Consider the following 19,536-nt stretch of genomic DNA (forward strand, 5'->3'; position numbering starts at 1 on the left):
AAAAGGCGCCCGGAGGCGGTGGGTCAAGGGTGGAGCGCAGCGGAATCGGCGCAGCCGACGCGACGAGGGACGAGGAGCGCCCTTGAGGCGCCGCCGGAGGGCGCCACACTCGGAACGAGGGCGGCCGACCCAGCAGCCCACGGGGCCGCCCCGCCGGGGACCCCCGAGCGCACAGGACCCGGCACCCCCGAAAAATCGCTCCTCAGCCCAGGGCCAGCCAGGCCACTCCCGCCAGGATCGCGATCACCGCGACCACGCCCACGATGAGGCCGACGCGCGGGCCGGAGGCCGGGGCCGGCTGGGGGCGGCGCTGCGGGGTGCCCTCGTCGACGAAGGCGCGGAACATCTGCGTGCTGCCCGAGGGGTCGTAGTTGCCCTCGGGAGCGGGGCCCTGACCGTGCGGGGCTTGGGGGTTGTGTGCCATGGGGCAGGACCCTAGCGAACCCGGGGTTCCCGGCCCAAGCCCCGTACCCCCGCATGCCCTTTCCGGCACCGATCCCCCGCACGGCTGCCACCTTTGCCGATTCTTTAGCGCCGTTTGACCGATTTAGTTTGCCTGGAGCAACCATCCATCTCTATGGTTGCCCTAAGCAACAAGATGTAGGGGTGCCCATGACCACGGACACGACCACGGACACGGACACGGCCGGTGACGCCACCGAGGCGCGCAATCGCTACGAGGACCTGGCCCGCCAGGTCGGCGCCATCGGTGTCGTCAAGCGGAGTCTCGCGCGGACGCTGCCGGCCGAGTGCCCGAGCGGTTCCGCGATCGTGCTCGCCCTCCTCCAGCACCACGGGGACATGCGGATGGGCCGCGTCTCGGAGCTGATGGCCGTCGACATGTCGGTCAGCAGCCGCCATGTGGCCCACACCGTGGACCGCGGCTGGGTCGAGCGCCTGCCCGACCCCGCGGACAAGCGCTCCCGCCTCCTGCACCTCACCCCCGCGGGCGAGGCCACGCTCGCCGATCTCGACCGGCGGCTGACCGACTTGCTCGCCCGCAACCTCGCGGGGTGGTCCGACACCGACGTCGAACTGCTCACCACACTGCTCGCCCGCCTCCGCGACTCCTTCGGGGACTGCCGGGCCCACCACGCTTGAGAACAAAGGATTTACATGGCTACGACCACACCAGACGCCGGTGTGCGGGCCGGTCTCGCCAAGCAGGGGGAGGCCACCCAGGACGGTGCCCCGATGACGCACCGCCAGATCATGGAGGCGCTCTCCGGGCTGCTGCTCGGCATGTTCGTCGCCATCCTGTCCTCGACGATCGTCTCCAACGCGCTCCCCGAGATCATCACCGACCTCGGCGGCGGCCAGTCCGCCTACACCTGGGTCGTCACCGCGGCCCTGCTCTCGATGACCGCGACCACCCCGCTCTGGGGCAAGCTCGCGGACCTCTTCTCCAAGAAGCTGCTCGTCCAGATAGCTCTGGTCATCTACGTCGCGGGATCGGTCGTCGCCGGTCTCTCGCAGAACACCGGCATGCTCATCGCCTGCCGGGTCGTCCAGGGCATCGGCGTCGGCGGTCTGACCGCCCTGTCGCAGATCATCCTCGCCGCGATGATCGCCCCGCGTGAGCGCGGCCGGTACAGCGGCTACCTCGGCGCGACCTTCGCCGTCGCGACCGTCGGCGGCCCGCTGCTCGGCGGCGTCATCACCGACACCGACTGGCTCGGCTGGCGCTGGTGCTTCTACGTCGGCGTGCCGTTCGCGCTCATCGCGCTGCTCGTCCTCCAGAAGACCCTGAAGCTCCCCGTCGTCAAGCGCCAGGTCAAGGTCGACTGGGCGGGTGCCCTGGTGATCAGCGCGGCCGTGTCGCTGCTGCTGCTCTGGGTGACCTTCGCGGGTGACAAGTACGACTGGATGTCGTGGCAGACGGCCGCCATGGTCGGCGGTGCGATCGTCCTCGGCGGGCTCTTCGTGCTCGTCGAGACCAAGGCGAGCGAGCCGATCATCCCGCTGCGGCTGTTCCGCAACCGGACCATCACCCTCGCCTCGCTCGCCTCGCTCTTCGTGGGTGTCGCGATGTTCGCGGGCACGGTCTTCTTCAGCCAGTACTTCCAGCTGGCCCGCAACGAGTCGCCGACGATGTCCGGCGTCCTGACCATCCCGATGATCGCCGGCCTGTTCGTCTCCTCGACCGTCTCCGGCATGGTCATCACCAAGACCGGCCGGTGGAAGGCGTGGCTGGTCAGCGGCGGTGTGCTGGTGACCGGCGGCCTCGGGATGCTCGGCACGATCCGCTACGACACGGAGTACTGGCACATCGCGGTCTTCATGGCCGTCATGGGTCTCGGCATCGGCATGATGATGCAGAACCTGGTGCTCTGCACGCAGAACCAGGTGGACCCGGCCGACCTCGGTTCGGCCTCCTCCGTCGTCACCTTCTTCCGCTCCCTCGGCGGTGCGGTCGGCGTCTCGGCGCTCGGCGCGATCATGGCCACCCGGGTCTCCACCTACGTGCAGGACGGCCTCGCCGACCTCGGCCCCAAGGCCGCGGGCCTGGCCGGGCAGGGCGGTGGCGGCGGCATCCCCGACATGGACAAGCTGCCGGCCCCGATCCGTACCGTCATGGAGAGCGCGTACGGGCACGGTGTCGCCGACGTCTTCCTCTACTCGGCCCCCTTCGCGCTGCTCGCCTTCCTGGTGACGCTGTTCATCAAGGAGGTGGCGCTGAAGAGCGGCGCCCACGCGGCGCGGAAGACGCCCGCCGAGGCCCCCACGCCGGCCGCCGGCGGGTCCGTGGACACCGTGGCGACCGTGGCGGACGCCGCGTTCGTCCAGATCGTGGAGAACGGAGAGCCCATGGAGTCCGGCGAGTCCGCCGAGGTCGACGAGGTCGCGCCGGTCACCGGCCTGACCGTCAGCGGGACCGTCCGTACCGCCGAGGGCACGGACGTCACCGGTGCCACGGTCACCCTGATCTCGCTCGGCGGGAAGCAGCTCGGCCGCTCGGTCGTCCGCGCGGGCGGCGGCTACGCCTTCGACGCGCCGGGCGCCGGCTCGTACGTCCTGATCGCGTCGGCCGACGGCTTCCAGCCGCAGGCCTCCACCGTGGTCGTGCACGAAGGACCGCTCACCCACGACGTGCTCCTGACCGGCACCAGCGGGCTCGCGGGCTCGGTGCGGGCCGCCGCGGACGGGGCCCCGGTGGACGGCGCGATGGTCGTCGTCACGGACGTGCGGGGCGAGGTCCTGGCCACCGGAAAGACCGGCGCGGACGGCGGCTTCGGCTTCGCCGAGCTGGTCCCGGGCGCGGTCACGGTCGCGGTCACCGCGACCGGGTTCCGGCCGCAGGCCATGCCGGCCGAGATCGGCGGCCAGGGCGTGACCCGGCTCGACGTCGCCCTGGCGGCGGGAGCGGTCCTCCACGGCACGGTCCGCGCCGGGCGCGACCACCGGCCGCTGGCGGACGCCCGGGTGACCCTGGTCGACGCGGCCGGGAACGTGGCCGGTTCGGCGACGACGGACGCGGACGGCGGGTACGCCTTCGCGGACCTGGACACCGGCGAGTACACCCTCATCGCGACCGGCTACCCGCCGGTGGCGGGGCGGCTGACCGTGAGCGGTTCCGGCGTCGACGGCCACGACATCGAACTCGCCCACCCGGGCGAGTGACCGACCCCCGGCCGGGCCCCTGAGCGGAGGCGCGGCCGGGTCCGGGGCGGCAGGCAGGGACGGCCTGCCGCCCCGCTGTTTTCCGGAAGAGTTGAGGGTACGGATGGGACTGCACGCACAGGTACGGAGCCGGGACGGGTGGCCGGTCGAGCACGCGGTGGTGACCGTGACGGACGGTTCGGGCCGCCAGGTCCTCCGCGCGGTGGCCGACGGGGACGGCGTCGTCCGGGCGGAGACCGCGCTGGCCGCCGGGGCGTACACCGTGGTGGTGACGGCGCTCGGCTACGCCCCCGACGCGCGGACGGCGCTGGTGGGCGGAGCCGGTCGCGCGGAGGTCGGCACGGTGGTCCTGGCCCGCGCGGGCGGGACGGAGCTGCCGCCGCCGGGAGCCTGGACGCTGGACGCGGCGCACTCGTCGGTGGGGGCGGTCGCCCAGCACCTGGGGATCTCCAGCGTGCACGGGCGGTTCACCGAGTTCACCGGCCGGATCGAGATCGCGCCCGACGTCCTGGCGTCCCGGGTGGAGGCGGTCATCGCGGCCGGCTCCGTCGACACGGGCAACGGGCTGCGGGACAAGCACCTGCGGTCCGCCGACTTCCTGGACGTGGACCGCTTCCCCGACATCACGTACCGCGGCACGGCGCTCCGGGCGGCCGGCCCGGACCGGTGGACCGTGGACGGCGCGCTGACCCTGCGGGGCATCACCCGGGACATCCCGCTGGACCTCACGTATCTGGGGACGGGCGCGGATCCCTGGGGCGGGGTGCGGGCGGCGTTCCGCGCGGAGGCGGAGCTGCGCCGGGAGGACTTCGCAATGAACTACAACCAGGTGGTGTCGGCGGGCATCGCGGCGATCGGCACGACGCTGCGGGTGACGCTGGACATCCAGGCGGTACGGGAGGCGTGAGGGGCGGAGCCTGACACGTCAGGCCGAAGCTCCGGCCTCACGGGCCGCTCGGGCCGCTCCGGCCGCTCGGGCCGGGGGCCTGCTGGGCAGCCCCCCGGCCGACGTACGTACGGCGGCGGGGGGCTCGCGTCAGGCCCTTGCGCCGTCGCCGGGGTCCGCGGCGGCCTCGCGGGCGACCATCGTCTCGATGCCGGCGACCATGATGTCGAGGGCGTAGGCGAAGTCCCCGTCCCAGATGTCGTCGACGCTGGGGTGCGAGGCGCGTTCGGCGAAGAGCTCCTTCATCTTCGCCATCGGCTCGGAGAACTGCGGTTCGTCCCGGAAGGCGGCCACCGACTCCCGGTAGAACTCGTCCGGTGTCATGCCCGCCTCGGCCGACCGCCGGGCGAAGAGGGCCTCGACCGTGCCGTATCCGTAGACGAACTGGAAGACGGCCGCGAGGGCGCCCGGCTGGCCGCGGACCGGGAGGCCGGTCGCGCGGACGGCGTCCTGGATCGCGGTGCCGACGGCGAGCGCCTTCGGCCCGACGTTCAGGTACAGGGCGGTACAGGTCGAGACCCAGGGGTGGCGGACCAGCATCCGGCGGTAGCCGAGCGCCAGGGCGCGGAGCCGGTCGCGCCAGTCGTCGGTGGCGGTGACGGGCGCCAGGTCGATGTCCGCGTAGGCGGCGTCGAGCGCGAACTCGATGATGTCGTCCTTGGTGTCCACGTACCAGTAGAGCGACATGGCCGTGACGCCCAGCTCGGAGGCGAGCTTGCGCATCGAGAGTCCGGCGAGCCCCTCCTCGTCCAGCATGCGGATCGAGGCGGCCACGATCCGGTCGCGGTCGAGCCCGGCGGGGCCGCCCCCCGGGCGGGCGGCCCTGTTCTCCATCCAGACGCTGGAACGCGCCGGGTTCCGGGCCCGGTCGGCCGCTTTCACCATCGCGTTCCTCCTCGGTCGGCGTCGACGCCCATGCTATGCAGCGGTCGTCTTCTTCTCCGACCGCTCGGCGCGGGCGAGCAGGGCCGCGGCCAGCAGACCGCCCGCGAAGACCGCGACCGCGCCGACCAGCTGGCTGGTCTGGAGGCCGGAGGCGAACGCGTCGGAGATCTGCCGCCGTTCGGCCTCGGTGCCGGCCGCCGCGAGGGCCGCGGGCAGGGAGGTGGCGGTGACGGCGACGAGCGCGGCGAACCGGGCGTTGAGCACGGCTCCGAGGACGGCGACGCCCAGGCCGTTGCCGAATTCGGCGAGGGTGCCGTTGACCCCGGCTCCGACGCCCGCCTTCTCCGGCGGGATCGCGCTCATGATGGCGTTGGCCATGGCGGGGTTGGAGACGGCGAGGCCGGTGCCCATCAGGATCAGCCCGGTGAGCATGCCCCAGTAGCTTCCGTCGGTGCCGCCGCCGATCAGGGCGATCGAGGCGAGACCGGCCGCGACCAGGGTCATGCCGACGGCGACGGTGGGCGGGGTGCCCAGCTTCATGACGATCCGCGGGCCGACGCCGGTGAGGTTGAGCGCGACGACGGTCAGCGCGAGGGGGGCCATCCGCAGTCCGGCTTCGAGCGGTTCGTAGCCGAGGACGAACTGCAGGTGCTGGGTGAGGAGGAAGAGCGAGCCGCCCATGCCGAACATGACCAGGATCGCGCCGGCGACGGCGCCGACGAACTTCTGGTTGCGGAAGAAGTGCATGTCCAGCATCGGGTACGGGACGCGCAGCTCCCACAGGGCGAAGGCGCCGAGGACGAGGGCACCGATCGCGGCCGGGGTCAGCACCTCGGCGGAGGTCCAGCCGTGCTCGGGGCCGGTGATGATCGCGTACACGGCGGCGGTCATGCCGATGGTGGAGAGGAGCGCGCCCACGAGGTCGGGGCGCTCGCCCTGCGGGTTCTTCGACTCGGGCACCAGCCTGACCACGGCGATCAGGCCGACGACCGCGACCGGAATGTTGACGAGGAAGATCATTCCCCACCAGAAGTGGTCGAGGATGACGCCGCCGATCAGCGGTCCGGCGGCGAAGCCGAGCGAACCGACGGTGGCCCAAAGGGCGATGGCCTTGACCCGCTCGGAGTCGTCGAAGATCTGCATGACGACGGCGAGCGTGGTGGTCATGAGCAGCGCGCCGCCGACGCCCATGCCGGCGCGGGCGGCGATGAGCTGGGTGGTGGAGTCGGCCAGTCCGGCGGCGAGCGAGCCGAGTCCGAAGAGCGCGAGTCCCGCGGCGAGGAGCTTCTTGCGGCCGTAGCGGTCGGCCGCGTTGCCGGCGGTGAGGAGGAGCCCGGACTGGACCAGCGAGTACGCGTTGATCATCCACTGGATGTCGCTGGTCGAGGCGTGGAGTTCGGAGGTCAGCGACGGGATGGCGACGCTGAGGACGGTGTTGTCGAGCAGCACGGTGAGCTGGGCGAGGCAGATGACGCCCAGGATCAGCCAGCGCTGCGGGTGACCGCCGGTGGTCTTTCCGGCGGGTTGGTTCTCGGCGGTCGTCGCCGTCATGGTTCCCCCTTGTACGGTGTACGAGACTCAGACTCGTACACCGTACAAGGGCTCTTCTACGCTGTACAGCGCTTTTGGCGGCGGGGCCGTCGAGGGGCCCTTGGCGGCCCTGGGCGGCGACTCTCCGGCGCTGCGGCGCCGACCTCCGTCGCCGGCTACGCCCCGGGCTGCTTCGCGCCGGTCAGGTCGTAGAAGGTGGCGTTGTCGAGGGTGACCTTCCCGAAGGTGGCCGCGACCCAGGCCGCGATCTCGGAGTTGCCGCCGCCCGGGCCGCCGCCCGTCCGTCCGCCGGCGGCCGCGTCACCACTGCCGATGAAGTAGTGGATCCTCCCCTGGGCGACGTACTGCTTGAACTGCGCGAGGGTCGGCGACGGGTCGCTGCCGTTGAAGCCGCCGATCGCCATCACCGGCTTTCCGGTGGCGAGTTGGTAACTGGCGGCGTTCTGCGCCCCGACGGTCGCCGCCACCCAGGTGTAGTCGTCGGCGTCCGCCAGCAGCGCCGCCTCGGCCTTCGCGCCGACGCTCGCGCCGTTGAGCAGACCGCCCAGGCCACCGCCCCCGCCGCCCCGGGCGAAGCGCTCCATGCCCGGGCGGACCGCGCCGCCGTCGGGCATGCCCTGGGGCGGGGCGCCACCGGGCGCCTGACCGGGCCGGCCCGTCCGGCCGCCCTGGCCATCCTGACCGCCCTGACCGCCCTGACCCGGCTGGGCGCCGGGGCCGCCGTCCTGGCCGCCATCCGGACCGCCCGGCGGAGTGGCCCCCGGGGCGCCGCCCTCGACAACGCGCAGGCCGCCCATGGCGCCGCCCGCCGGGCCCGCCGTCACGATCGAGCCCCGGTGCCCGCTGCCCAGCGTCTCCAGCGTGTACGCGCCCGGCCCGGCCAGACCGGCCACCACCCCGAGCCCCGCGCACGCCAGCCCGATCGGCCGCCCGACCCGGCCCGCGGCCAGCAGCCCGAGCGCCGCCACGGCGCCCGCGACCAGCACCGTCCAGCGCAGCCACGGCAGCCAGTCGGGCGTACGGCCCAGCAGCGTCCAGCCCCACACCGCCGTCGCACCGGTCGTCACCGCCAGCGCCGCCGAGGCGAGGAACGAGGTCCGCTCCTCCCACAGCACGCTCACGCCCATGCCGACGAGCGCCGCGATGTACGGAGCCAGGGCCACCGTGTAGTACTCGTGGAAGATCCCGCCCATGAAACTGAACACGGCCATGGTCAGCAGCAACGCACCGCCCCACACCAGGAACGCGGAGCGGGCCGTGTCCGTGCGCGGCGCCCGCCAGGTGACCACCAGACCGGCCAGGAGCAGGAGCAGCGCGGCCGGCAGCAGCCAGGAGACCTGTCCGCCGACGGAGTCGCCGAACATCCGCCCGATCCCGGCCTCGCCCCAGCCGCCACCCGGCCCGCCCCCACGGCCACCGCCGCCGACGCTGCCGGTCTCGTTGCCGTTGATCCGCCCGAGCCCGTTGTAGCCGAAGGTGAGCTCCAGGAAGCTGTTCGTCTGCGAGCCGCCGATATACGGGCGGGAGGACGCCGGCCACAGCTCGACCAGGGCCACCCACCACCCGGCGGAGACGATCATCGCGAGCCCGCCGAGGGCCAGCCGGCCGAACCGGCGGCCGAGGCCGCCCGGCGCGCACACCGCGTACACGACCGCCAGCGGCGGAAGGATCAGGAACGCCTGGAGGGTCTTGGCCAGGAAGGCGAGGCCGAAGGCCACCCCGGCCCACACCAGCCACGTGGCCGCGCCGTTCTCCAACGCCCGCAGGACGCAGTAGACGGCGACCGTCATCAGCAGCGCGAGCAGCGCGTCCGGGTTGTTGAAGCGGAACATCAGCGCGGCGACGGGCGTGAGGGCCAAGGCGCCGGCCGCGATCAGCCCGGCGCCCGCGCCGAACCGGCGCCGTACCGCCGCGTAGAGGACGGCGACGGTCGCCACCCCCAGCAGCACCTCGGGCACCAGGATCTGCCAGGAGCCGAGCCCGAAGAGACGGACGGACAGGGCCATCGGCCACAGCGCGGCCGGCGGCTTGTCGACGGTGATGGCGTTCGCCGCGTCGAGGGAGCCGAAGAAGAAGGCCTTCCAGCTCTGGCTGCCGGCCTGGACGGCGGCGGAGTAGAAGGAGTTGGCGTATCCGGAGGAGCCGAGGTTCCAGAGGTAGAGCCCGGCCGTGAGGACCAGCAGCGCGAGGAAAGCCGGCCGCACCCAGGCGGCGTCCTCGGCCCGCCCTCGCCAGAGGCGGCCGAGCCCGCCTCGGAGCAGGGGGCGGACACCGACGGGCGCCGGGGGCGGGGCATGAGGGTCGGTCACCTGGGCGGTGGTCATCGGGAGTTCCTCGCGAAGGTGTCGGAAGGGGTGGGAGAGGTGCTTCCGGCGTCAGGAAGGGGGTCAGGGACGGGAGCCGGGGCGGGGGCCGGGACGGGCGGGTGCGCGGGTGGGTGCGGGTCTGGGCGCGGGTCCGTGCGGCGGTCCGGGAAGACCCAGAGCCGGAAGAGCAGGAACCGCAGGACGGTCGCCGCCAGGTTGGCGGTGATCAGCACGGCCAGTTCCGTGGAGTGGGCCGGGTCGCCGGTCGCCGCACCCAGCGCGGCGAGCGAACCGCTGGTCAGCGCCAGGCCGATGCCGAAGACGACGAGCCCCTGGGCCTGGTGGCGGACGGCGCCGCCCCTCCCCCGTACCCGGAACGTGAGCCGCCGGTTGGCGGCGGTGTTGGCGACCGCCGAGACCAGGAGGGCGGCGGCGTTAGCGACCTGCGGGCCGGTGCCCAGCCGGAAGGCCGAGTACAGCGCCAGATAGAAGAGCGTGGACAGCGCGCCGACCGCACAGAACCCGACGAGTTGGCGGGCCAGACCGCCCGGCACGCCCGCCAGCCCCCGGTCGCGCGGGTCGTCGCCGAAGGGCCGGGCCAGCCGGTCGAGCGGCAGCGAACCGGTCGCCAGCGCCCGGCCCACCCGCCAGACCCCCTTCAGGTCGTCGGCCGCCGTCCGCACGATGTGGACGGTGGAGTCCGGGTCGTCGACCCAGTCGACGGGCACCTCGTGGATCCGCAGCCCGGCCCGTTCCGCGAGGACCAGCATCTCGGTGTCGAAGAACCAGCCGGTGTCCTCGACCATCGGCAGCAGCCGCTGCGCCACCTCCCGCCGTATCGCCTTGAACCCGCACTGCGCGTCGGAGAACCGGGCGGCGAGCGAACCGCGCAGGATCAGGTTGTACGCCCGCGAGACCAGCTCCCGCTTCGGCCCCCGGACGACCCGCGAGGAGCGGGTGAGCCGGGAGCCGATCGCCAGGTCGGAGTGGCCGGAGATCAGCGGGGCGACGAGCGGCAGCAGCGCGTTCAGGTCGGTCGACAGGTCCACGTCCATGTAGGCGAGGACGGGCGCGTCCGACCGCGACCAGACGGTACGCAGCGCCCGGCCGCGGCCCTTCTGCTCCAGGCGTACGGAGCGCACCTCCGGCAGCGCGGCGGCGAGGGCGGCCGCGACGGCCGGCGTGCGGTCGGTGGAGGCGTTGTCGGCGACGGTGACACGGAAGCCGTACGGGAAGGTGCGGGAGAGGTGGTCGTGGAGCCGCCGCACGCACGGCTCCAGGTCCTTCTCCTCGTTGTGGACGGGGATCACCACGTCCAGGACGGGCCGCCCGGCCGCATCGGCGGGAAGGTGCTCCCTGGCGGGCAGGGCCCCGGGCGTCGGCCCCGTGATCGGTTGGGTTGGCATGGACCGACCCTCGCCGGGGCGGCTGTCACGGCCGTGTGATGAGCCTGTGCTTTGCCTGTGAGCCGTGGTCCGGGGCCCGTGAGCCGTGGTCCGGGGCCGGCGAGCCGGCGGGCGTGCTCGGGGCGGGGCGGGGGAGCGCGACGGTGAAGACGGTGCGGCCGGGGACGCTGGTGACGCTCACCTCGCCGTCGTGCGCGCGCACGACCGCCCGGACGATCGCCAGGCCGAGCCCCGTACTGCCCGCCTGGCGGGAGCGGGACGCGTCCCCGCGGGCGAACCGCTCGAAGACGTGCGGAAGAAGCGCGGCGGGGACCCCGGGCCCGTCGTCCTCGACCTCGACCAGGACCCGTCCGCCGAGCCCGCGCACGCGGGCGGTGACGGTGGTGCCGGGCGGGGTGTGCGTACGGGCGTTGGCGAGGAGGTTGACCAGGACCTGGTGCAGCCGGGCGCCGTCGGCCCGTACGACGAGGGCGGAAGGGGCCCGGGCGGAGCCGGGGCGAGGCTCCCCTTCCCGCCCGGGCCCCGCCGCGCACTCGCCCAGGACGAGCCGCCAGTGGTGCTCGGGGCCGGCCGCACGGGCGTCACTCAGGGCGTCCACCACCAGCGGGACCAGCTCCGTGGCCTCGTACGACAGCGGGCGTCCCGCGTCCAGCCGGGCGAGCAGCAACAGGTCCTCCACCAGGCCGGTCATCCGTACCGCCTCGGACTCGATCCGGCCGAGCGCGTGCCGGGTGTCGGGGCCGCACTCCTCGCCGCCGCGCCGGGTCAGCTCGGCGTAGCCCCGGATCGAGGCCAGCGGTGTCCGCAGCTCGTGACCGGCGTCGGCGACGAACTGCCGTACCCGTGTCTCGCTCCGCTGCCGGGCGTGGAGCGCGGAGTGGACGTGGTCGAGCATCCGGTTGATGGCCGCGCCGACCTGGCCGACCTCGGTCCGGGGATCGGCCTCCGCGTCCGGTACCCGCTGGTGTAGGGCCACCTCGCCGCTGTGGAGGGGAAGTTCGGAGACCTGGGTGGCGGTCGCGGCGACCCGGCGCAGCGGGCGCAGCGCGATCCCGACCATCGCGCCGCCGGCGAGGGAGGCGGCGACCAGTCCGGCGCCCGTGACGCTCAACTCGACGAGGATCAGGGTGGAGAGGGCCTCCTCGACCTCGTTCAGGGGCAGCCCGACGAGGTAGTCGCCGCGTTCCCCGGTGGCGTACTGGACACGGTAGGCGCCGCCGTGGCCGGGGAGTTCGACGGTGTGGGGCGCGCCGTCACGGGGGGCGGCCGCGAGGGCGGCGCGCTGGGCGGCGCCGAGGGCGCGCACCTTGTACGCCGGCCCGTACGCGCCCTGCTCGGGCGGTTCGGACAGCCCGGCGGCGCCCAGCTCGCCGTCGACGACGACCGCCCCGAGCGTGCCGAGCGGGGCGCCGGGCCCGACGACGAAGCCGAGGGGGTCGTGGGGCCCCTTCGCGGGCAGACCGGGCAGGCCGGGCAGGTCGCCGAGGCTGACCGGCCGGCCGGCGGCCCGGTTCGCGACGTTCCGCAGCTGGGTGTCCGCCTGGTCGTAGAGGTAGGAGCGGAAGGCGAACGTCGTCACCGTGCCGATCACGGCGGCGACGACGGCGATCAGGGCGACGGCGGAGACGACCAGCCGGGTGCGAAGGGACCAGGGCCCGCGCACGGCGCGAAGCCCGCGGAGGCGGCGGATCCTGCGGAGGCGGCGGGGGTGTCCGATACCGAGTCCGATACCGCGTCCGACACCGCGTCCGACACCGCGTCCGATACCGCGTCGGCGCAAACCGCCCACCGGGGCTACTCCCCCGGCTTGATGAGGTATCCGGCCCCGCGCCGGGTGTGGATCATCGGGGACCGCCCCGCGTCGATCTTCCGCCGGAGGTAGGAGATGTACAGCTCCACGACGTTGGCCTGGCCGCCGAAGTCGTACGACCACACCCGGTCGAGGATCTGCGCCTTGCTGAGCACCCGGCGCGGATTGCGCATGAGGTAGCGCAGCAGCTCGAACTCGGTGGCGGTGAGGTGGATCGACGTGCCGCCGCGGGTGACCTCGTGGCTGTCCTCGTCCAGGGTGAGGTCGCCGACCGCGAGGAGGGAGTCGCTGCGGGCGGGCGCGGCGCCGGAGCGCCGGATGAGGCCGCGCAGCCGGGCCACGACCTCCTCCAGGCTGAACGGCTTGGTGACGTAGTCGTCGCCGCCCGCCGTCAGCCCGGCGATCCGGTCCTCGACGGCGTCCTTGGCGGTGAGGAAGAGCACGGGCACGTCGGGCTGCTCGCGCCGCAGTCCGCCGAGGACGGCGAGGCCGTCCATGTCGGGGAGCATCACGTCCAGGATCACCGCGTCGGGCCGGAACTCCCGGGCGGCCCGCAGGGCGCCGGCCCCGTCGCCCGCGCTGTGCACCCGCCAGCCCTCGTACCGCAGGGCCATGGAGAGGAGCTCGGTGAGCGGCGCCTCGTCGTCCACGACGAGGACGCGGACGGCCGAGCCGTCGGGCCGGATCAGTTCGGTGCGCCGTCGAGGCGTGGTCGCGGTCATGCTGCCACGCTGGCCGGAGGGGCTGAGAGCACCCTTGCGCTTCCCTGTGAATTGGCTGAGAACGGCAGGGACGGGCCTCGTCTAGGGGAGGTCGAACAGCTTCGCCGCGTTGTCGTGGAGGACGGCCCGCATCCAGTCGTCGCCGAGGCCGAGCCGTTCGAGGGCGTGGAGCTGGTGGACGTACGGGTAGGGAATGTTCGGGAAATCGGAGCCGAGGAGGATCCGGTGGCCGAGGGCGCGCAGGCGCGGCAGCTCGGCGGCGGGAAAGGGCGCGAGGCGTTCGCTGAAGTCGGTGAAGGCCATGGTCGTGTCGAGGTGGACGCCTTCGTACCGCTCGGCGAGGTCGAGGAATTCGGTGTACTCGGGCATGCCCATGTGCGCGACGATCAGCCGCAGGCGGGGATGGCGGGCGAGCACCTTCCCGATGGGGCCGGGGCCGGTGTGCGCGCCGGGAGTGGGGCCGGAGCCGCAGTGGACGACGACCGGTACGCCCGCGTCGGCGAGGGCACCCCAACCGGCGTCGAGGAGCGGGTCGTTGGGGTCGAATCCGCCGACCTGGAGGTGCACCTTGAAGACCCGGGCGCCGGACGCGACGGCCCGGTCGACGTATCCGGCGGCCTCCGGCTCGGGATAGAGGGTGGCGGTGTGCAGACAGTCGGGGGTACGGGCGGCGAAGTCGGCGGCCCAGCCGTTGAGCCAGCCGGCCATGCCCGGCTTGTGGGGGTAGAGCATCGAGGTGAAGGCGAGGACGCCGAAGCCGCGGAGCAGTTCGACGCGGCGGTCCTCCTCCTCGCGGTAGGTGATGGGCCACTCCAGGCCGGTCAGCGGGCCGACGGCGTCGAAGTAGGCCCAGACCTTGTCGAGGACGTTCTGCGGCATGAAGTGGGTGTGGACGTCGACCAGCCCGGGCAGCCCGAGCGCGTCGACGAACCGCCGCGGATCGTCCGCGGGGCCGGGAGCGGGCTCGGGGTCGGGAGCGGGCTCGGGGTCGGGAGCGGGCTCGGGGTCGGGAGCGGGCTCGGGGTCGGGGGCGGTGCCGTCGGCGCTCGGCGGCCGGGTGCTCGGGGTCCGGGTCATGTGGATCAGCCTGGGCCGGGAGGGGCGGGTGTGTCCAGGAGAGGGAGGGGCCGTCGACGGCCTCAGGGGGCGCCGCCCCTGCCCTGGGTGTCAGAAGAGCCCGGCCTGGTCCGGGGGTTCGGCCCTGTTTTCGGCCACCGGTACGGAGACGGGGGCGTCGGGGTCGGCCGAGGCGAGCCCCCAGCCGTGCAGGAGACGGGTGTCGAGGACGAGGCAGCGCCCCGCGGAGTCGAGGAGGTGCAGGTCGGGCCCGGCGGCGGCGAGGAGGCGGCCGGCGACGACACCGCCTTCGACGAGTTCGGCGACGGTCCCGGAGGGCGCGGGGAGCCCGTCGAGACGGAAGGCGTCCGCGTGGTCGCGTATCTCCAGGGCGGCCGGTTCCAGGGTCTCGGCCCAGCGGGGCAGGGCCACGACGTGCCCGTACAGCTCCTCGACCTGCCCGGCGCGCTCGGCGGCGGGCGGCAGGTCGTGCCGTACGCCCCGCTTGCGCGCGTACGGGATCCGGTCGGGCACCTTCAGGGCGTGCCGGAGGACTTCCTCGGTCCGTCGGCAGGCCATGAGCGGGCCGCGCCCGAGCCAGCCGAAGGTGACGGCGCCCTGCTCCAGGAGCCTGGCGTCGCCGCGGGCTTCGGCGGTGATGCCGACCTTGGTCATGCCGGGGCCGAACCAGGCGAGGTACACGCGGTAGGGCCGGGGATCGTCGGCGACGGTGTCGGCGGCGACCGAACGCAGCCGGTCGAGCCGCGCGCACTCGGCGCAGAGGCCGCCGGTGCTCCGCGCGGGAACGGTCGCGGCGAGGGGGCACGGGTTGCCCCGGGCCCCGGGGCAGCGCCGGCCGTCGACGGCCCGGAAGGCGAGCGGCTGCCCGTAGGCGAGGGAGGAGACCCGCCCGCCGGCCCACCGGAGGCCGGGCGCGCCTCCGCCCCACGTCATGCCGGCGCTCCGCCACACCACGCCCTTGCCCTCCGCCCTGCCCTCGCCCCAGGCCCTTGGTCCTTCTCGAACGCGGTCTCGGTCTCGGGCTCGTTCTCGTTCTCGTTCTCGGTCTCGGTCTCGGTCTCGGTCTCGGTCTCCAGTCTGCGCCACGCGCGCCGGTGGACGGACGCGTCACGTCACTCGGGCAGCAGGAAGATCCGCGCGCCGTCGGCGGAGGAGCGGGTCTGCCGCACGCACCCGCGGCCGACGAGCAGGTCGACGCTGTCCCGGACCCGGTCGACGGTGAGGCCGGTGCGCCGCGCGATCTCCTCCAGCCGGTACCGCGCGCCGCCGCGGACGAGCGCGGGGGCGAGGTAGGCGGCGACGGCGCGTACGTCCCCGGTGACGGGGAGGCGGTCGGCGTGCCAGGTGTCGAGGAGTTCCTGGGGGGTCATCGGGGGGCGGGTGCGCTGGGCGGGGAAGGGCCGGCGTTCGAGGGAGTCGGCGATACGGGAGAGGGCGCGGGCCGTGTCCCGCTGGACGCGGCGGGCCTCGCGCAGCAGCGCGTCCCGCTCCCCACCGCGTTCTACGCCGTCGTGCCCCGGGGCCAGCCCTTCGGCGGCGTCCGCGCCGCCGCCCTCTTCCCATGCGGCGAACTCCTCGCCGAGCCGCAGGGTCCGCTCTTCGAGCCGGACGATGATGTCGACGATCTCCTGGGGCATGACGCAGCCGGGGTGGGCGGGGGCGGGTTCGAGCGCGTACGAACCGTCGCGCTGGATGGTGGCGACGAGGTCGCCGACCCAGGCCTGGAAGGGGCCGGCGGTGGGTTCGGAGGAGCCGTTGACGAGTTGGACGAGCCCTTGGAGGTTCACCATTCGCATGGAGCGCTTGAGCCCTTGGGCCGCGATCGCCCGCGCGGCCCCTGCCTGCTCTCCCCGTCCCGCGTGCCCGGGCGGCTCCTCGGCAGGGGCCGGCGCGTCCGGGCCGGTCTGCGCGCCGTCGTCGGCGGGCCGCGTGGATCCGGCGGCGATGCGTACGAGATCGGCGAGCGGGGTGGCGTGTTGCGGGGGGACGTGGGAGCGGAGGGCGTCGCGGGCGTCGGCGTATCCGAGGCTCCCCGCCACGTCGACCGCGGGGAACCAGTGCGTCCCGTCCGGCATCGTCATCCTGCGGATACGCGCTCCGGTGGCCGCGTATACGAAGTCGTCGACGTCGATCGCGTCCCGCTGTTCGAGCTGCTCGTCCATCGAGCCTCACCTCCGTTACCGAAGCTAGGCCGATGGCATATTCAACTGACATGCAAATGCGGGGATGTTCACCCGAAAGAGGAAGGCCCCCTGGGAACCAGGGGGCCTTCCTCTTTCGCTCGGGGCGGGTGGACTACCGCGCCACGAACTGGGTGAGGATGGCCTGCACCTCGTAGATGTCGACGCCCTTGGTGAAGGTCTTCTGGACGGGCACGGAGTTGCCGGAGATCCAGATCTTCAGCTCGGCGTCGAGGTCGAAGGTGCCGGCGGTCTCGACGGCGAAGTGCGTGATGCTCCGGTACGGGATCGAGTGGTACTCCACCTTCTTGCCGGTGATGCCCTGCTTGTCGACGAGGACGAGCCGCCGGTCGGTGAAGAAGATGGTGTCGCGGATCAGCAGGTACGCGGCGTGGATCTGCTCGCCCTGGCCGAGCAGCCGTGCGTAGTCCTGCTGCGCCTGCGCCGGATCGATCGCGTGCGCGTTTCCGAACAGCGCCATGTGGGACCCCCCAAGAAGAACGACAAAAGGATCTTCCGACCTTATCGCCCCTGTGGGGGCGGCGGCAGCGGGGTCAGGCGTGCAGAAAAAACTTCGCGGAGGCTGTCACACTCGCGCGGCGCCGGGTGTCAGTGCGGTGACGGACCCACCGAGACGCCGGAGCGAACGCACCGGCGCCCGCCACCCGAGGAGCACCGGATGTCCACCACGTACGTCGTCGTCACGATCATCGCCGCCGTTATGGCGGGCTTCTCCGCCGCCTCGGTCTTCCTGAAGGCCCAGTGGGTCGTGGAGCCGCTCGCCGACTACGGCGTCCCGCGCTCCTGGTGGCCCTGGCTCGGCACGGCCAAGGCGGCGGGAGCCGCCGGCCTCGTGGCGGGCCTGTTCCTCCCCTACATCGGCGCGATCGCCGCGATCGGCCTGGTCCTCTACTTCACGGGCGCGGCCCTGACGGTGCTCCGCGCCCGCTCGTACACCCACATCCCCTTCCCCCTCCTCTACGCCGCCCCGGCCCTCGCGACCCTGACCCTGACCTGACCCCACCGGGGCGCCCCCCGGAAACGCCAGAGGCCCGGACTCTCGTCCGGGCCTCTGGCCTGCTGTGCACTCGGCACAATCCCACTGCGGTGCGTACGCGTGGCAGCTCATGCAGGGTGCGTGCGCGCTGTGAACGGCGGTGTTCATGAGCGAACCGGACAACGACCAGGGCAACGAGTTCGGGTGCATGGGTCGAGCGGGTGGTTGCGCCATAGGCCCTCTGAACTCGCCGCCATGGGCGGGGTCAGGGTGCGAGGAAGCCGCGAGGCGCCGGGTGGGGGGGGGTGGCTCACTACGCCAAAGCGGCAGCAGCCTTGGATCAGCTCAATGGCGGCCATCCACGCCTGTCGGACAGCCGGCCCACCCGCTCGGAAAGGGTCTCAGGCACGTTCACCCCCCTCTGCCGAGCTGCTTCTATGCGGTGCCTTATGTGACCGAGGAAGTTGTCCAACCCTTCGTCACTACGCGCGGCGTAGCCAGCCAGTTCTCGTCGCATACGGACCGTCTGGTCGTCCTCTGAGTTCATCACGACATGAAGCGTAGGCGGCTCAACAGTCGGACAAGATGGGCTCGGAAAGCTGCGGTATCCCAGAAGCATGGAGTCGTCGTGCGCCATGCGTGACAGACGACGCTCAGGGCGGCAGCCGATCGGATGGACGACGCCTTGGGCCTTGACGACGCCGACGAGAAACAGGGCGAGGCGGCCGGGAAGTCGCCGGCTGCTTGATCGGCCTGCTCGTGGACGTTGATGTCACCCGCTGATGTCAGAGGCCCCCTGGACGATGTCCAGGGGGCCTCTGAGCTGTGTGCACTCGGCAGGATTCGAACCTGCAACCTTCTGATCCGTAGTCAGATGCTCTATCCGTTAAGCTACGAGTGCTTGTGCTTCCCGGCTTTTTTCTTGCCGGTCGGCGTTGCGGGAACAACATTACATGACCTGCGCCGTAGCGCGAAATCCATTAGTCACACCCCCTCTGACCTGCTGAAACGCCATTCTGCAGGGATCGGCGTGCGCCAGGTGGGTGAGGCGGCGCGGCGGCGCCTCGGGACCGAAAAGCTTCGGCAGAGGGCAGCGGGGCGGGCCCGGAACGGGCGAAGCCCCGGCCGTGGGGGCCGGGGCTTCGGGTGGGGCGGAGGCGGAGGGATTTGAACCCTCGATGGGCTTTAAGACCCAAACCGCATTAGCAGTGCGGCGCCATAGACCGGACTAGGCGACGCCTCCATGCACCTCCGCGCGGGCGCGGATGGTGCGTGCAGATGATGACACAGGCGAGCCGGGTGTCACCAATCGCTTCTCACCGTACTAGCCCTCCGGGCCGGAGAGCAAAGCCCTTCCCCCCTTCGCCGCGCCGCCCACCCGCCCCCGGCTGCGCAACGAACGGGCGTACGGAGCGTTAGAGGAGACGGGGCCCATCCCGTAAGCCCCTCGCCCGCCATCCTGGAGTTCGTATGCTGCGCCGCCTCGTCTTCGCGACCGTCGCCACCGCTGTCGCGACCCTCGCCGGCACCACCCCCGCCACCGCCGTCCCCGCCCTCCTCACCGGGCCCCTGCCACCGCTGCCGCTGCTCTCGGCGCCCGACGCCCTCACCGTCACCATCGCCAAGAGCGGCCACCGCGAGGCCGACGGCACCTTCAAGCTGGAGTGCGGCGGCGAGGCCGGCGGGGACCACCCCGCCGCGCACAACGCCTGCCGGCGGCTCGGGCAGCTCGCCGACGAGGGCCGGGACCCGTTCGCGCCCGTCGGGAAGGACCGCTTCTGCACCCAGCAGTACGGCGGCCCCGCCGTCGCCCACGTCGAGGGGACCTGGCAGGGCCGGCGCGTCGACGCGGACTTCTCCCGGGCCGACGGATGCGAGATCGCCCGCTGGGAGAACCTGGAGCCCATCCTGCCCCGGGTGCGCTGACCGGCCCGGCACCACCGCCTCCACGGCCCGCCGTTCACCTGTTCCCGCACGGCGGGGGGCGCACGACCGGTCGCGTACGACCGGCGCTCGCGGGGCCCGGACGCCGTGA

16 protein-coding genes and 2 tRNA genes are annotated in these 19,536 nt (G+C 73.1%); 5 read left to right on the forward strand and 13 right to left on the reverse strand.

Going from position 1 to position 19,536, the window contains the following annotated elements:
• Positions 1-202 precede the first annotated feature (202 nt).
• Positions 203-424 (reverse strand): hypothetical protein, encoded by a 222-nt coding sequence (locus tag ACZ6RC_RS19170; protein WP_391139812.1) that lies wholly within the window; start codon positions 422-424, stop codon positions 203-205.
• Positions 425-612: 188 nt separating this feature from the next.
• On the opposite strand from ACZ6RC_RS19170, the gene ACZ6RC_RS19175 reads away from it, so the two are divergent.
• The 3 genes from ACZ6RC_RS19175 to ACZ6RC_RS19185 all read left to right on the forward strand — a co-directional run bounded on the left by ACZ6RC_RS19175 (position 613) and on the right by ACZ6RC_RS19185 (position 4,528).
• Positions 613-1,101, forward strand: a complete 489-nt coding sequence (locus ACZ6RC_RS19175; protein WP_391139814.1) for a MarR family winged helix-turn-helix transcriptional regulator — start codon at positions 613-615, stop codon at positions 1,099-1,101.
• A 93-nt stretch (positions 1,102-1,194) separates the two neighbouring features.
• A complete protein-coding gene (locus ACZ6RC_RS19180) occupies positions 1,195-3,621 on the forward strand; it encodes an MFS transporter (protein ID WP_469585705.1) in 2,427 nt (808 codons plus the stop codon).
• A gap of 103 nt (positions 3,622-3,724) precedes the next feature.
• Complete coding sequence (locus tag ACZ6RC_RS19185; protein ID WP_469584635.1) at positions 3,725-4,528, forward strand: YceI family protein; 804 nt, start codon at positions 3,725-3,727, stop codon at positions 4,526-4,528.
• 129 nt (positions 4,529-4,657) lie between these two features.
• Here the strand turns inward: ACZ6RC_RS19185 and ACZ6RC_RS19190 are convergent, their stop codons facing one another.
• From ACZ6RC_RS19190 to ACZ6RC_RS19235, 10 genes are all read right to left on the reverse strand, one after another.
• Positions 4,658-5,452 carry a TetR/AcrR family transcriptional regulator gene (locus ACZ6RC_RS19190; protein ID WP_469584639.1) on the reverse strand — a complete coding sequence of 265 codons (795 nt, stop codon included), beginning with the start codon at positions 5,450-5,452 and terminating at the stop codon, positions 4,658-4,660.
• A gap of 33 nt (positions 5,453-5,485) precedes the next feature.
• Positions 5,486-7,003 (reverse strand): MFS transporter, encoded by a 1,518-nt coding sequence (locus ACZ6RC_RS19195; RefSeq protein WP_469584642.1) that lies wholly within the window; start codon positions 7,001-7,003, stop codon positions 5,486-5,488.
• Between the two features lie 155 nt (positions 7,004-7,158).
• Positions 7,159-9,327 carry an ArnT family glycosyltransferase gene (locus tag ACZ6RC_RS19200; protein WP_469584645.1) on the reverse strand — a complete coding sequence of 723 codons (2,169 nt, stop codon included), beginning with the start codon at positions 9,325-9,327 and terminating at the stop codon, positions 7,159-7,161.
• On the reverse strand, positions 9,324-10,715 hold the full coding sequence (locus ACZ6RC_RS19205; RefSeq protein WP_469584649.1) for a bifunctional glycosyltransferase family 2/GtrA family protein: 1,392 nt from the start codon (positions 10,713-10,715) through the stop codon (positions 9,324-9,326). Before ACZ6RC_RS19205 ends, ACZ6RC_RS19200 begins: the two co-directional genes overlap by 4 nt.
• A 25-nt stretch (positions 10,716-10,740) precedes the next feature.
• On the reverse strand, positions 10,741-12,378 hold the full coding sequence (locus ACZ6RC_RS19210; RefSeq protein WP_469584651.1) for a sensor histidine kinase: 1,638 nt from the start codon (positions 12,376-12,378) through the stop codon (positions 10,741-10,743).
• Positions 12,379-12,509: 131 nt separating this feature from the next.
• On the reverse strand, positions 12,510-13,247 hold the full coding sequence (locus tag ACZ6RC_RS19215; RefSeq protein WP_391139829.1) for a response regulator transcription factor: 738 nt from the start codon (positions 13,245-13,247) through the stop codon (positions 12,510-12,512).
• Positions 13,248-13,328: 81 nt separating this feature from the next.
• Positions 13,329-14,324, reverse strand: a complete 996-nt coding sequence (locus ACZ6RC_RS19220; RefSeq protein WP_469584657.1) for an amidohydrolase family protein — start codon at positions 14,322-14,324, stop codon at positions 13,329-13,331.
• Positions 14,325-14,414: 90 nt separating this feature from the next.
• Positions 14,415-15,257 (reverse strand): DUF2797 domain-containing protein, encoded by an 843-nt coding sequence (locus ACZ6RC_RS19225; protein ID WP_469584660.1) that lies wholly within the window; start codon positions 15,255-15,257, stop codon positions 14,415-14,417.
• A gap of 179 nt (positions 15,258-15,436) precedes the next feature.
• Positions 15,437-16,486, reverse strand: coding sequence for a BRO-N domain-containing protein (locus ACZ6RC_RS19230; RefSeq protein ID WP_469584663.1), 1,050 nt, complete (start codon positions 16,484-16,486; stop codon positions 15,437-15,439).
• Between the two features lie 133 nt (positions 16,487-16,619).
• On the reverse strand, positions 16,620-16,985 hold the full coding sequence (locus ACZ6RC_RS19235) for a PH domain-containing protein (RefSeq protein WP_391139837.1): 366 nt from the start codon (positions 16,983-16,985) through the stop codon (positions 16,620-16,622).
• A 198-nt stretch (positions 16,986-17,183) separates the two neighbouring features.
• On the opposite strand from ACZ6RC_RS19235, the gene ACZ6RC_RS19240 reads away from it, so the two are divergent.
• On the forward strand, positions 17,184-17,522 hold the full coding sequence (locus tag ACZ6RC_RS19240; protein ID WP_391139839.1) for a DoxX family protein: 339 nt from the start codon (positions 17,184-17,186) through the stop codon (positions 17,520-17,522).
• Positions 17,523-18,329: 807 nt separating this feature from the next.
• Here the strand turns inward: ACZ6RC_RS19240 and ACZ6RC_RS19245 are convergent.
• Positions 18,330-18,402, reverse strand: a tRNA-Arg gene (locus ACZ6RC_RS19245).
• A 251-nt stretch (positions 18,403-18,653) separates the two neighbouring features.
• A tRNA-Ser gene (locus ACZ6RC_RS19250) sits at positions 18,654-18,744 on the reverse strand.
• A 227-nt stretch (positions 18,745-18,971) separates the two neighbouring features.
• On the opposite strand from ACZ6RC_RS19250, the gene ACZ6RC_RS19255 reads away from it, so the two are divergent.
• Entirely contained in the window at positions 18,972-19,427 is a 456-nt protein-coding gene (locus ACZ6RC_RS19255) for an SSI family serine proteinase inhibitor (protein WP_469584667.1), read from the forward strand.
• The last annotated feature ends 109 nt before the right edge of the window (positions 19,428-19,536 follow it).

The organism is Streptomyces sp. NPDC048353 (assembly GCF_055587165.1).

What these genes read in the sequence shown, in the direction of transcription:
- ACZ6RC_RS19170 (WP_391139812.1), bottom strand. Translation starts at nt 424, where the DNA reads ATGGCACACAACCCCCAAGCCCCGCACGGTCAGGGCCCCGCTCCCGAG.
- ACZ6RC_RS19175 (WP_391139814.1), top strand. Translation starts at nt 613, where the DNA reads ATGACCACGGACACGACCACGGACACGGACACGGCCGGTGACGCCACC.
- ACZ6RC_RS19180 (WP_469585705.1), top strand. Translation starts at nt 1,195, where the DNA reads ATGACGCACCGCCAGATCATGGAGGCGCTCTCCGGGCTGCTGCTCGGC.
- ACZ6RC_RS19185 (WP_469584635.1), top strand. Translation starts at nt 3,725, where the DNA reads ATGGGACTGCACGCACAGGTACGGAGCCGGGACGGGTGGCCGGTCGAG.
- ACZ6RC_RS19190 (WP_469584639.1), bottom strand. Translation starts at nt 5,452, where the DNA reads ATGGTGAAAGCGGCCGACCGGGCCCGGAACCCGGCGCGTTCCAGCGTC.
- ACZ6RC_RS19195 (WP_469584642.1), bottom strand. Translation starts at nt 7,003, where the DNA reads ATGACGGCGACGACCGCCGAGAACCAACCCGCCGGAAAGACCACCGGC.
- ACZ6RC_RS19200 (WP_469584645.1), bottom strand. Translation starts at nt 9,327, where the DNA reads ATGACCACCGCCCAGGTGACCGACCCTCATGCCCCGCCCCCGGCGCCC.
- ACZ6RC_RS19205 (WP_469584649.1), bottom strand. Translation starts at nt 10,715, where the DNA reads ATGCCAACCCAACCGATCACGGGGCCGACGCCCGGGGCCCTGCCCGCC.
- ACZ6RC_RS19215 (WP_391139829.1), bottom strand. Translation starts at nt 13,247, where the DNA reads ATGACCGCGACCACGCCTCGACGGCGCACCGAACTGATCCGGCCCGAC.
- ACZ6RC_RS19220 (WP_469584657.1), bottom strand. Translation starts at nt 14,324, where the DNA reads ATGACCCGGACCCCGAGCACCCGGCCGCCGAGCGCCGACGGCACCGCC.
- ACZ6RC_RS19225 (WP_469584660.1), bottom strand. Translation starts at nt 15,257, where the DNA reads ATGACGTGGGGCGGAGGCGCGCCCGGCCTCCGGTGGGCCGGCGGGCGG.
- ACZ6RC_RS19230 (WP_469584663.1), bottom strand. Translation starts at nt 16,486, where the DNA reads ATGGACGAGCAGCTCGAACAGCGGGACGCGATCGACGTCGACGACTTC.
- ACZ6RC_RS19235 (WP_391139837.1), bottom strand. Translation starts at nt 16,985, where the DNA reads ATGGCGCTGTTCGGAAACGCGCACGCGATCGATCCGGCGCAGGCGCAG.
- ACZ6RC_RS19240 (WP_391139839.1), top strand. Translation starts at nt 17,184, where the DNA reads ATGTCCACCACGTACGTCGTCGTCACGATCATCGCCGCCGTTATGGCG.
- ACZ6RC_RS19255 (WP_469584667.1), top strand. Translation starts at nt 18,972, where the DNA reads ATGCTGCGCCGCCTCGTCTTCGCGACCGTCGCCACCGCTGTCGCGACC.